Source organism: Aquincola sp. J276 (assembly GCF_024700035.1).
In the GTDB taxonomy this organism is placed as follows: domain Bacteria; phylum Pseudomonadota; class Gammaproteobacteria; order Burkholderiales; family Burkholderiaceae_C; genus Aquincola; species Aquincola tertiaricarbonis.
Window position 1 is genome coordinate 1737774 of sequence record NZ_JAJONC010000001.1, and the last position, 12560, is coordinate 1750333.

At 67.6% G+C, this 12560-nt stretch carries 9 protein-coding genes; 6 read left to right on the plus strand and 3 right to left on the minus strand.

Translation table 11 applies throughout. From position 1 onward, the window contains the following. Positions 1-8 precede the first annotated feature (8 nt). Both aceF and aceE read right to left on the minus strand, forming a co-directional pair. Positions 9-1700: a dihydrolipoyllysine-residue acetyltransferase gene (gene aceF / locus LRS14_RS07930; RefSeq protein WP_257799176.1), complete on the minus strand. Its 1692-nt coding sequence runs from the start codon at positions 1698-1700 to the stop codon at positions 9-11. 21 nt (positions 1701-1721) lie between these two features. Next, positions 1722-4439, minus strand: a complete 2718-nt coding sequence (aceE, locus tag LRS14_RS07935; RefSeq protein ID WP_257799177.1) for a pyruvate dehydrogenase (acetyl-transferring), homodimeric type — start codon at positions 4437-4439, stop codon at positions 1722-1724. Between the two features lie 181 nt (positions 4440-4620). Between aceE and LRS14_RS07940 the strand changes: the two genes are divergently transcribed. From LRS14_RS07940 to LRS14_RS07960, 5 genes are all read left to right on the plus strand, one after another. After that, a complete protein-coding gene (locus LRS14_RS07940) occupies positions 4621-7128 on the plus strand; it encodes a PAS domain S-box protein (RefSeq protein ID WP_257799179.1) in 2508 nt (835 codons plus the stop codon). 50 nt (positions 7129-7178) lie between these two features. Beyond that, entirely contained in the window at positions 7179-7802 is a 624-nt protein-coding gene (locus LRS14_RS07945) for a response regulator transcription factor (protein WP_046112359.1), read from the plus strand. Between the two features lie 96 nt (positions 7803-7898). After that, entirely contained in the window at positions 7899-8756 is an 858-nt protein-coding gene (folD, locus tag LRS14_RS07950; RefSeq protein WP_257799181.1) for a bifunctional methylenetetrahydrofolate dehydrogenase/methenyltetrahydrofolate cyclohydrolase FolD, read from the plus strand. 25 nt (positions 8757-8781) lie between these two features. Beyond that, positions 8782-10812, plus strand: coding sequence for a M3 family metallopeptidase (locus tag LRS14_RS07955; RefSeq protein WP_257799182.1), 2031 nt, complete (start codon positions 8782-8784; stop codon positions 10810-10812). Positions 10813-10843: 31 nt separating this feature from the next. Next, positions 10844-11527, plus strand: a complete 684-nt coding sequence (locus LRS14_RS07960) for a glutaredoxin family protein (RefSeq protein WP_257799183.1) — start codon at positions 10844-10846, stop codon at positions 11525-11527. Here LRS14_RS07960 and LRS14_RS07965 read toward each other — a convergent pair. After that, positions 11524-11865 (minus strand): immunity 49 family protein, encoded by a 342-nt coding sequence (locus tag LRS14_RS07965; RefSeq protein ID WP_257799184.1) that lies wholly within the window; start codon positions 11863-11865, stop codon positions 11524-11526. The genes LRS14_RS07960 and LRS14_RS07965 overlap by 4 nt on opposite strands. 16 nt (positions 11866-11881) lie before the next feature. Here LRS14_RS07965 and LRS14_RS07970 point away from each other — a divergent pair, with 16 nt between their 5' ends. Beyond that, positions 11882-12049 (plus strand): hypothetical protein, encoded by a 168-nt coding sequence (locus tag LRS14_RS07970; RefSeq protein WP_257799185.1) that lies wholly within the window; start codon positions 11882-11884, stop codon positions 12047-12049. The last annotated feature ends 511 nt before the right edge of the window (positions 12050-12560 follow it).

Sequence of the window (12560 nt, forward strand, 5' to 3'; positions counted from 1 at the left end):
CCTTCCGGTCAGAGGACGATGCGGCGGAAATCAGCCAGCAGCGAAGCGAAATACACGTTGAAGCGGGCCGCGGCCGCGCCGTCGATCACGCGGTGGTCCCAGCTCAGGCTCAGCGGCAGGATCAGCCGCGGCACGAACTGCTTGCCGTCCCAGCGCGGCTCCATGGTGCTCTTGCACACGCCCATGATGGCCACCTCGGGCGCGTTGATGATCGGCGTGAAGTACTTGCCGCCGATGCCGCCCAGCGAGCTGATCGAGAAGCAGCCGCCGCTCATGTCGGCCGGGCCCAGCTTGCCGTCGCGCGCCTTCTTGGCCAGATCGCCCATCTCCTGGCTGATCTGGAAGATGCCCTTCTTGTCGGCGTCCTTGATCACCGGCACCACCAGGCCATTGGGCGTATCCGCCGCGAAGCCGATGTGGAAGTAGTTCTTCAGCACCAGCTGGTCGCCGTCGAGCGAGCTGTTGAACTCGGGGAACTTCTTCAGCGCCGCCACGGCCGCCTTGATCATGAAGGCGAGCATCGTGACCTTGATGCCCGACTTCTCGTTCTCCTTGTTGGTGGCCACGCGGAAGGCCTCCAGCTCGGTGATGTCGGCATCGTCGTGGTTGGTGACGTGCGGGATCACCACCCAGTTGCGATGCAGGTTGGCACCGCTGATCTTCTTGATGCGCGAGAGGTCCTTGCGCTCGACCGGGCCGAACTTGGTGAAGTCCACCGTCGGCCAGGGCAGCAGGCCCGGGCAGGCACCGCCGCCCGCGGCTGCCGCAGCCGCGGGCTTGGCAGCCGCGGCGGCCTTGGTCTGCGCGCTGCCGTTCATCACGCTCTTGACGAAGGACTGCACGTCCTCCTGCGTGATGCGGCCCTTGGGGCCGGAGCCCTTCACTTCTTCCAGCGGCACGCCCAGCTCGCGCGCGAAGCGGCGGATGGAGGGCGACGCATGCGGCAGGTTGCCCTTGGGCGTGCCGGGCTCGTGGGCCGGCAGCGCCGCGGTGGGCGAAGTGCGCTCGGGCGCGGGCGCCGAAGCGGCGGCCGGCGCCGGGGCGGGCGCAGCCGCTGCGGGTGCCGGGGCGGCGGCAGCAGGCGACGGGGCAGCGGCCGGCGCCGCAGCACCGGCGGCGCCCTCCAGCACCGCGATCAACGTGCCCTTGGACACCTTGTCGCCCACCTTCACCTTCAGGTCCTTCACCACGCCGGCATGCGACGACGGGATCTCCATCGAGGCTTTGTCGCTCTCGACGGTGATGAGGCTCTGCTCCACCTTCACGCTGTCGCCGGGCTTGACCATCACCTCGATCACGGCCACTTCGTCGAAGTCGCCGATGTCGGGCACGGTCACCTCGATCGGGCCGGCGGCCGCAGCCGGCGCGGGCGCCGGGGCCGGAGCGGCAGCAGCAGACGCCGGCGCCGCAGCAGCCGCGGGCGCTGCTGCGGGAGCCGGGGCCGGCGCGGCAGCGCCTGCGTCGGCCGATTCCAGCATCAGCACCAGCGTGCCTTCGCTGACCTTGTCGCCCACCTTGACCTTGAGCTCCTTCACCACGCCGCCGTGCGACGAGGGGATCTCCATCGAGGCCTTGTCGCTCTCGACGGTGATGAGGCTCTGTTCCGCCTTGATGGTGTCGCCGGGCTGAACCATCAGCTCGATGATCTCGACTTCCTTGAAGTCCCCGATGTCGGGGACCTTCACTTCGATCAATGCCATGAGGTTGTCTCCGTCTGCCTTTTATGCGTACAGCGGGTTGATCTTGTCGGGGTTGATGCCGTACTTCTGGATGGCCTCGGCCACCTTGCTCACGGGCACCGCGCCGTCGTCGGCAAGCGCCTTGAGCGCCGCCACCACCACGTAGTGGCGGTTCACCTCGAAGTGCTCGCGCAGCTTGCTGCGGAAGTCGCTGCGGCCGAAGCCGTCGGTGCCCAGCACCTTGTAGCTGCGGCCCTTGGGAATGAAGGCGCGGATCTGCTCCGCGTAGTTCTTCATGTAGTCGGTGCTGGCGATCACCGGGCCCGCATGCGCGCCCAGCTGCTCCGTCACGTAGGGCACGCGCGGCGTCTCGGTCGGGTGCAGCAGGTTCCAGCGCTCGGCGTCCTGGCCGTCGCGGGTGAGCTCGTTGAAGCTGGGGCAGCTCCAGATGTTGGCGGCCACGCCCCAGTCGGCAGCCAGCAGCTCCTTGGCGGCGATGCTCTCGCGCAGGATGGTGCCGCTGCCCAGCAGGTTGACCCGCGGCGCGCCGGCGGCCGGTGCGGCGCCTTCTTCCAGCAGGTACATGCCCTTGATGATCTGCTCCTCGGTGCCGGCCTTCAGGCCCGGCATCGGGTAGTTCTCGTTGAGCAGCGTCAGGTAGAAGTAGACGTTGTCCTGCTTCTCGACCATGCGCTTCAGGCCATGGTGCAGGATCACGCCCACCTCGTGCGCGAAGGTCGGGTCGTAGCTGATGCAGTTGGGGATGGTGCCGGCCAGGATGTGGCTGTGGCCATCTTCGTGCTGCAGGCCTTCGCCGTTCAGCGTGGTGCGGCCCGAGGTGCCGCCCAGCAGGAAGCCACGGGCCTGCATGTCGCCGGCGGCCCAGGCCAGGTCGCCGATGCGCTGGAAGCCGAACATCGAGTAGTAGATGTAGAACGGCACCATGATGCGGTTGTTCGTCGAGTACGACGTCGCCGCGGCGATCCAGCTGGCCATGCCGCCAGCCTCGTTGATGCCTTCCTGCAGGATCTGGCCGGCCTTGTCTTCCTTGTAGTACATGACCTGGTCCTTGTCGACCGGCGTGTACTGCTGCCCCGCGGGGTTGTAGATGCCGATCTGGCGGAACAGGCCCTCCATGCCGAAGGTGCGCGCCTCGTCCACCAGGATGGGCACGGTGCGCGGGCCCAGGTCCTTGTCGCGCAGCAGCTGCGTCAGGAAGCGCACGAAGGCCTGCGTGGTGCTGATCTCGCGGCCTTCGGCGGTGGGTTCGAGCACGGCCTTGAAGGTCTCGATCGGCGGCACCACGAAGGCTTCTTCGGCCTTGGTACGGCGCTGCGGCAGGTAGCCGCCCAAGGACTTGCGGCGCTCATGCAGGTACTGCATTTCGGGCGTGTCGTCGGCCGGCTTGTAGAACGGGATGTCGGCCAGCTTGTCATCCGGGATGGGGATGTTGAAGCGGTCGCGGAAGGCCTTGACGTCCTCGTCCACCAGCTTCTTGGTCTGGTGGGCGGTGTTCTTGCCCTCGCCGATCTTGCCCATGCCGAAGCCCTTGACGGTCTTGATCAGCAGCAGCGTCGGCTGGCCCTTGTGGTTCACGGCGCGGTGGTAGGCGGCGTACACCTTCTGCGGATCATGGCCGCCGCGCTGCAGGCGCCAGATGTCGTCGTCGCTCATCTTGGCGACCATCTCCAGCAGCTTGGGGTCGCGGCCGAAGAAGTTCTTGCGCACGAAGGCACCGTCGTTGGCCTTCATGGCCTGGTAGTCGCCGTCGACGGTGTCCATCATCACCTTGCGCAGCGCACCGTCCTTGTCGCGCGCCAGCAGCGGATCCCAGTAGCTGCCCCACAGCAGCTTGATGACGTTCCAGCCCGAACCGCGGAACTCGCCCTCCAGCTCCTGGATGATCTTGCCGTTGCCGCGCACCGGGCCGTCCAGCCGCTGCAGGTTGCAGTTGATGACGAAGATCAGGTTGTCGAGCTTCTCGCGCGCGGCCAGGCCGATGGCGCCCAGGCTTTCCGGCTCGTCCATTTCGCCGTCGCCGCAGAACACCCACACCTTGCGCTGGCTCGTGTCGGCGATGCCGCGGGCATGCAGGTACTTCAGGAAACGCGCCTGGTAGATGCCCATCAGCGGGCCCAGGCCCATCGACACCGTGGGGAACTGCCAGAACTCCGGCATCAGCTTCGGATGCGGATAGCTGGAGATGCCCTTGCCGTCCACTTCCTGGCGGAAGTTGAGCAGCTGCTCCTCGGTGATGCGGCCTTCCAGGAAGGCGCGGGCATAGATGCCGGGCGCCGAGTGGCCCTGGATGTAGAGCAGGTCGCCGCCGTGCACGCCGTCGTCGCCGTGCCAGAAGTGGTTGAAGCCCGCGCCGAACATCGTGGCCAGCGAGGCGAAGCTGGAGATGTGGCCGCCCAGGTCGCCACCGTCCACCGGATGCAGGCGGTTGGCCTTGACCACCATCGCCATGGCATTCCAGCGCATGTACGCGCGCAGGCGCTCCTCGATCTCCAGGTTGCCGCCGCAGCGCTCTTCCTGGTCGGTGGGAATGGTGTTGACGTAGGCGGTGGTGGCCGAGAACGGCACGTCGATGCCGGCCTGACGCGCGTGGTCGATCAGCTGCTCGAGCAGGAAATGCGCTCGCTCACCGCCTTCGGCGCCGATGACTGCAGAGAGGGCGTCCAGCCACTCGCGGGTTTCCTGGCTGTCGGAATCGTTGGCGGCCGCGCCGCCGGAGAAGGATTCGGGCACTGCAGACATGCGTTGTCTCCTGGTTTTTTACCGAGGTGGTCGATGGGGCGGGGGTAAAACGGGCGGCAGTTTCGCACAACTCCACCAATTTTCAAACAGTGAGAGTTGGTTTTGTAATGTGAAATTTCAGAGGGTTTAGGAGGGAGTCCGTGCCGCGAAATCCTGCTTCCCGCGCTCCGATAATCCGCCGATGCAGCCCCGCCACGATCTGTTTGCCTCAGGAAGTACTTCGTTCACCCGGGGGCAGCGCTTGCTCAACCGCTGGTGGCGGCGGCAGTCGCCAGCGCGGCAGGACCGCTTCGTCACCATCGGGCCGCTGGTGTCGGTGCTGCTCTTCCTCGCGGCCATCATCTCGGCCTTCTGGTACCTGCGCAACGAAGAGATCGAGCGCGAGATCGAGTCGGTGCGGCGCGACACCGAGATCGTCCAGCAGCAGATCCGCCTGCGCCTGATCGAGAGCCAGGAGCAGATGATCCGGCTGGCCGGGCAGATGACCCGCCGCCCGATCGACGCCGCCGACTTCATCGACCAGGCCGCCACGCTGGGCCGCGAACGGCCCGAGATCACGCAGATCGCGTGGGTGACCGCCGAGCGTGAGCGCAAGGCCAGCCACTCGGTCTCCGGCTATCCGGTGGAGGCCAATCCGGCGCTCGATCCCTCGCTGCCCGCGCTGGGCCGCGCCAGCGAGCCCGAGCGTGCCTTCGGCGTGGCGCGCGACCTGCGCCAGCCGGTGTACTCGCGCGCGTTCGTGAACCCCGCGGCCGCGCCGGTGTTCCAGCTGCAGGTGCCGCTGTTCGACGGCAGCCGCTTCGCGGGCGTGCTGCTGGCCGAGTATTCGGTGGAGACGCTGCTGCGCCTGGCCGTGCCGGACGTGGTGATCAAGCGCCACACCATCGCCGTGCTGGACGACCAGGCGCGCGAGGTGGCCAGCAGCGAGTCATCGCGCCGCAGCCAGATCATTCCGCGCGCGCCCATCGTGCACGACGCGCCGCTGGCGCCCACCGCCAACGGCCTGGTGGTGCGCGGCCAGGGCTGGCGCACTTCCATCGGCCTGATCAGCAACACGCTGTTCTGGATGGTGGTGGCGCTGTCGGGCCTGACGGTGTGGATGCTGCTGGCCACCTGGCGCCACATGCGCCGCCGCGGGCAGATCCAGGGCGCGCTGGTGCAGGAGACCAACTTCCGCCGCGCGATGGAGAACTCCATGCTCACCGGCATGCGCGCACTCGACATGGAAGGCCGCATCACCTACGTGAACCCCGCCTTCTGCGCGATGACCGGCTTCTCCGAGGCCGACCTGATCGGCGCGCGCCCGCCCTTCCCGCACTGGCCGCCCACGCTGATCGACGAGAACATGCGGCTGCTGCAGCAGGAACTGCAGGGCCGCAGCCCGGCCGGCGGCATTGAAGTGAAGGTGATGCGCAAGGACGGCACGCAGTTCGATGCGCGCATGTACGTCTCGCCGCTGATCGACAGCAAGGGCCACCAGACCGGCTGGATGACCTCGATGACCAACATCACCGAGGCCAAGCGCATCCGCGACCAGCTCTCGGCCTCGCACGAGCGCTTCACCACCGTGCTGGAAGGGCTGGACGCCGCGGTGTCGGTGCTGTCGGTGCAGCAGAGCGAGCTGCTGTTCGCCAACCGCTCGTACCGGCTGTGGTTCGGCGCCGAGGCGCGCGGCCACGACCTGCTGGCCGGGCCCAACGCCGCGCTGCGCTTCCTGGCCGACCAGGACGACATGGTCGACAGCCTCTCGGGCCTGCCCACCGAGGAGCTGACCGAGGCCGGCTCCGACCCACGCGAGGTGTACGTCGAGTCGCTCAACAAGTGGTTCGACGTGCGCAGCCGCTACCTGCAGTGGACCGACGGCCGGCTGGCGCAGATGCTGATCGCCACCGACATCACCGCCCGCCGCCGGGCGGAGGAACAGGCCTCGCGTCAGGCCGAGAAGGCGCAGGTCACCAGCCGGCTGGTGACCATGGGCGAGATGGCTTCATCGGTGGCGCATGAGTTGAACCAGCCGCTGACCGCCATTGCCAACTACTGCAACGGCATGGTCAGCCGGGTGAAGAACGACGCCATCCAGAAGGACGACCTGATCGCCGCGCTGGAGAAGACATCGCGCCAGGCGCAGCGGGCCGGGCAGATCATCCACCGCATCCGCAGCTTCGTGAAACGCAGCGAGCCCCAGCGCCAGCGTGCCGAGGCCCGCACCATCATCGACGAGGCGGTGGAGCTGGCCAACATCGAGCTGCGCCGCCGCAACGTGGAGCTGCACACTTACGTGGCGCAGCGCCTGCCGCCGCTGATGTGCGACCCCATCCTGATCGAGCAGGTGGTGCTCAACCTGGTGAAGAACGCGGCCGAGGCCATCGACGTGGCGCAGATGCCGCCGCAGCGCCGCCACATCGAGCTGCGCGTGGTGCCGCGCCACACGCCCGAGGAAGGCGGCGTGATCGAGTTCAGCGTGACCGACATGGGCCCGGGCATGAAGGAGGACGTGCTGTCGCGCATGTACGAGGCCTTCTTCTCCACCAAGGCCGACGGACTGGGCATCGGCCTCGGTCTGTGCCGGTCCATCGTCGAGAGCCACCGGGGGGCGGATCAAGGCGCAGAACCTCTACAATGGAGAGTCGGTCGTGGGCTGCAGATTCGTCTTCACGCTCCCTGTCGACACCGCCCTGCCCCGCAGTGAATTCCCCCTGCGGCGGCGCCCTCAGCCCCTGCCAACAACACCGTTGCCTCATGAGTTTGATTCCCAAAAAGGGTACCGTGTATGTCGTCGATGACGACGAGGCCGTGCGCGATTCGCTGCAGTGGCTGCTCGAGGGCAAGGACTACCGCGTGAAGTGCTTCGACTCCGCCGAGTCGTTCCTCTCGCGCTTCGATCCGCGCGAAGTGGCCTGCCTGATCGCCGACATCCGCATGGACGGCATGAGCGGCCTGGAGCTGCAGGACCGCCTGAAGGAACGCCGCTCGCCGCTGCCCATCACCTTCATCACCGGCCATGGCGACGTGCCCATGGCCGTCACCACGATGAAGAAGGGCGCGATGGACTTCATCGAGAAGCCGTTCAAGGAAGAGGAACTGCTGAACCTGGTGGAGCGCATGCTCGATTCGGCCCGTGCGGCCTTCTCGCAGCACCAGGAAGAAGCCAGCCGCGGCGCGCTGCTGGCCCGCCTGACCACGCGCGAGGCCCAGGTGCTGGAACGCATCGTGGCCGGCCGCCTGAACAAGCAGATCGCCGACGACCTGGGCATCAGCATCAAGACGGTGGAGGCGCACCGCGCCAACATCATGGAAAAGCTCAATGCCAACACCGTGGCCGACCTGCTGAAGATCGCGCTCGGCGCGCAATCGAAGGCCTAGGCAGCGCACGGCTTGGCGGCGCCGGCGGCGCCCAACGATCACTCGCCACCCACCAGGCCGCCCTCCAGCGGCCTGTTTACTTTCCGGACCCCACCCATGACCGCCCAGATCATCGACGGCACCGCCCTCTCCAACCAAGTTCGCGCCCAGGTGGCGGTGGAAGCCGCCGCGCTGGCACAGCAGCAGGGCCGCAAGCCGGGGCTGGCCGTCATCCTGGTGGGCGACGACCCGGCCAGCGCCGTGTACGTGCGCAACAAGGTCAAGGCCTGCAACGACAACGGCCTGCATTCGGTGCTGGAGCAGTACCCCGCCTCGCTGACCGAGGCCGAGCTGCTGGCGCGCATCGCCGCGCTGAACGCGGACGAGGCCATCCACGGCATCCTGGTGCAGATGCCCGTGCCCCGGCACATCGACCCGCACAAGGTGATCGAGGCCATCGCGCCCGAGAAGGACGTGGACGGCTTCTCGGTGCGTAGCGCGGGTGAGCTGATGAGCGGGCTGCCCGGCCTGCGCCCGGCCACGCCCTACGGCTGCATGAAGCTGATCGAAAGCACCGGCGTGCCGATCAAGGGCAAGCATGCGGTCGTCATCGGCCGCAGCAACACGGTGGGCAAGCCGATGGCGCTGCTGCTGCTGCAGGCGCATGCCACCGTCACCATCTGCCACAGCGGCACGCCCGACCTGGGCGCGCACACCCGGCTGGCCGACATCGTGGTGGCCGCCACCGGCCGCCGCAACACGCTGACGGCCGACATGGTCAAGCCTGGCGCCATCGTCATCGACGTGGGCATCAACCGCAACGAGGAAGGCAAGCTCTGCGGCGACGTCGACTTCGCGGGCGTCAAGGAAGTGGCCGGTTTCATCAGCCCGGTGCCGGGCGGCGTGGGGCCGATGACGATCGCGATGCTGCTGGTGAACACCCTGGAAGCCGCACGGGCCGCCTCGGCGCGGTAAAACGGGCCATCCACAAGGAACTCGCATGACCGACCTCTCGACCAATCCCCTGCTCAAGACCGGCGGCCTGCCCGCCTTCGACGCCATCCAGCCCGAGCATGTGGGCCCGGCCGTGGACCAGCTGCTGGCCGATGCCTCCGCCGCGCTGGAACGCGCGGTGAGCGACGAGGTGCCTGCCACCTACGAAGCCATGTCCGCCGTGCTGGACGTGGCCACCGAGCGCCTGGGCACCAGCTGGGGCGCCGTCAGCCACCTGAGCCATGTGATGGACACGCCCGCCCTGCGCGCGGCCTACACCGAGAACCTGCCCAAGATCAGCGAGTTCTACACCCGGCTGGGCGCCGACGAGCGGCTCTACGCCAAGTACAAGGCCATCGCCAACGCGCCCGAGGCCGCGCAGCTGAGCGCGCCGCGCCGCAAGGCGCTGGCCAATGCGATGCGCGACTTCGTGCTGTCGGGCGCCGAGCTGCAGGGCGAGGCCAAGGCCCGCTTCGCCAAGATCCAGGAGCGGCTGTCGGAGCTGAGCCAGCAGTACCGCGAGCATGTGCTGGATGCCACCGACGCCTTCAGCTACTGCGCCAGCGACGCCGAGATGGCCGGCGTGCCGGAAGACGTGCGCGAGGCTGCCCGCAACGCCGCCGCGGCCGACGAGAAGGAAGGCTACAAGATCACGCTGCAGTTCCCGAGCTACTACCCGGTGATGCAGTACGCCAGCGACCGTTCGCTGCGCGAGAAGATCTACACCGCGTACGTCACCCGCGCCAGCGAACTGGGCCCGCCCGAGCGCGACAACAGCGCGGTGATGACCGAGCTGCTGCAGCTGCGCCAAGAGGAAGCGCAGCTGCTGGGCTACGGCAGCTATGCCGACGTGTCGCTGGTGCCCAAGATGGCCGAGTCGCCCGAGCAGGTGAAGGGCTTCCTGGCTGACCTGGCCGCGCGCGCCCGCCCCTATGCCGAACGCGACCTGCAGGAGCTGCGCCAGTTCGCGGCCAGCGAGCTGGGCCTGACCGACCTCAAGCCCTGGGACACCGCCTTTGCCAGCGAGCGGCTGAAGCAGGCGCGCTACGCCTTCAGCGACAACGAGGTGAAGCAGTACTTCACCGAACCCAAGGTGCTGGACGGCCTGTTCCGCATCATCGAGACGGTGTTCGAGGTGCAGATCCGCCCCGACACCGCGCCGGTGTGGCACGAGCATGTGCGCTTCTTCCGCGTGGAGCGTGAGGGCACGCTGCTGGCGCAGTTCTACCTCGACCCCTATGCCCGCCAAGGCAAGCAGGGCGGCGCCTGGATGGACGACGTGCGCGTGCGCTGGGCGCGGCCCGAGGGGACTCTGCAGACGCCGGTGGCGCACCTGGTGTGCAACTTCCCGTCGCCGCAGCCGGGCCGGCCCGCGCTGCTCACGCACGACGACGTCATCACCCTGTTCCACGAGTTCGGGCACGGCCTGCACCTGATGCTCACGCAGGTGGCCGACATCGGCGTGTCGGGCCTGTCGGGCGTGGAATGGGACGCGGTGGAGCTGCCCAGCCAGTTCATGGAGAACTTCACCTGGGAATGGGAGGTGCTGCAGCGCCTGACCGCCCACGTGGACACCGGCGAGCCGCTGCCGCGCGCGCTGTTCGACAAGATGATCGCGGCCAAGAACTTCCAGAGCGGCATGGCCACGCTGCGGCAGATCGAGTTCGCGCTGTTCGACATGCGCCTGCACCACGAGCCCGGCGCGGCCACCCAGGTGCAGCAGGTGCTGGACGAAGTGCGGCGCGAGGTGGCGGTGCTGGAGGCCACGCCCTTCAACCGGTCGCAGCACACCTTCTCGCACATCTTCGCAGGCGGTTATGCGGCGGGCTACTACAGCTACAAGTGGGCCGAGGTGCTGTCGGCCGACGCCTGGGGCGCCTTCGAGGAAACCGGCCCGCTGGACGTCGAGACGGGGCGCCGCCTGCGCCGCGAGGTGCTGGAAGTGGGCGGCAGCCGCCCGGCGATGGACAACTTCAAGGCCTTCCGCGGCCGTGAGCCGTCGATCGACGCGCTGATGCGCCATCAGGGCATGGTGTGAGCCCCGGGCTGCATGCGGTAGATTGCGCCGCATGAGCCCCCGCCCTGCCGCACGTCCTCGCGCCCTGCCCTGCCTGCTGGCCAGCGCTGCCCTGCTGGCCGGCACCGCGGGCGCGCAGCCCACGCTCTACAAGATCGTCGAGCCCGACGGCCGCATCACCTACACCGACCGGCCGATCACCAACAGCACCGGCCGCGTGTCGCCGGTGGGCGGCAACGGCGTGGCCGGCGCCCCCATCGACGACAGCATCGCCACCCTGCCGGTGGCCCTGCGCGGCGTGGCCACCAGATTCCCGGTGACGCTGTTCACCGCCACCGACTGCGTACCCTGCGACCGCGGCCGTGAGTACCTGCGCCAGCGCGGCATCCCCTTCCGCGAACGCCTGGCCAGCACCGACGCCGACCGCGAAGCCTGGCAGCGCGTGGTGGGCGCGCCCGAGGCACCGGCCGTCAGCATCGGCACGCAGATGCTGCGCGGCTTCGCGCCGGACACCTGGGGCGAGTACCTGGACGTGGCCGGCTACCCGCGCGACAGCAGGCTGCCGCCGAACTACCAGGCACCGCCGGTGGGGCCGGTGGCAGTGGCGCGGCCGGGGTCGAGCGGGACGACGGCGGGTGAACCCGCGACGCCCCCGGCCACACCAGCGCCGGTGCCCGCGGCGCCTGCGCCCGCGGCCACGGACACCGGCGTGCCGGTGCCCGCGATCAGGTTTTAGGGAGCGGGCCGCCGGGGCGACCAGGCGGCGTAGTCGCCCTTGAAGGGCTGCCAGATGTCGAAGTCCTTCATGAAGGGCCACGGCTGCTCGTAATGCGTCAGCGGCCGGACCGGCAGCCAATCACGCGGGATCCACGGCGTGTCGAGGTCGAGTTCGTAGCCCGCGCGCCAGGCCATCTTTGCGTACAGGGTCGCGTACGCCACGATGAAATGGTTGGTCAAGCCTGACTCGAACTGGAAGCTGCGGGCTCGCTGCCGCGGGCTGCAGCGGTCGAGCAGCTTGCTACGCATCGTGGCCTCGTCACCGCGGGCGAGCGCCAGCAAGAACTCGAAGATCACCAGCCGGGGGGCGCAAATGACGCTTGAACAAATCCGGCTGCGCCAGGGCACGCCCGCAGTCCTCGGCCAGCGCAGGCCATTGGTGCGCCAGCGCGCGGTGCATCTGCAGGCGCGCAAACTCATGCGTGGTGACGATGGTCTTCCGGCCACGGTCGAGCGTGATCCGCACTTGACCAACAAGTAGGCAAACTGGTTCATGCCCCCGAGGTCATCGTCTTGAAAGCCAGAACTCATGGCAGGAATCACGCAGTCCCTGGAAACGCCATCAAGGGCCAGAGCGCGATCCTATGCCGCTTACCGCAACTAAATTTAACGCTCGAAAGCGTAGTGGGTCGTCGGTTTGCATCGAACTGACCAAATGTTCGATACCGCGCCGAGTGTTCTTGGCGGCTCATTGATACACCAAGATACCTATCAACAGTCAAAAGAGCTGTATCCCGTTTCGCTCTGCCGGAAAAATAACGTGAGAGACAACTGCGACGAATAGCCTAATAATCAAAGCTACTGTTTGCCCTTCCATTCTCATCCAAAGCGAGAACAAATCCATGCCAGCGACCGCCGGTGTGAGCCTCCATTAATTCATGCAATTCATGTACCAATTGTGGAACCCTATCTTCAGGATCGTCCAGTAACTTACTGACAAATACACCATTCCGCACCAGAGAGTACTTCAGATCGACCGACCACCCCCGTCG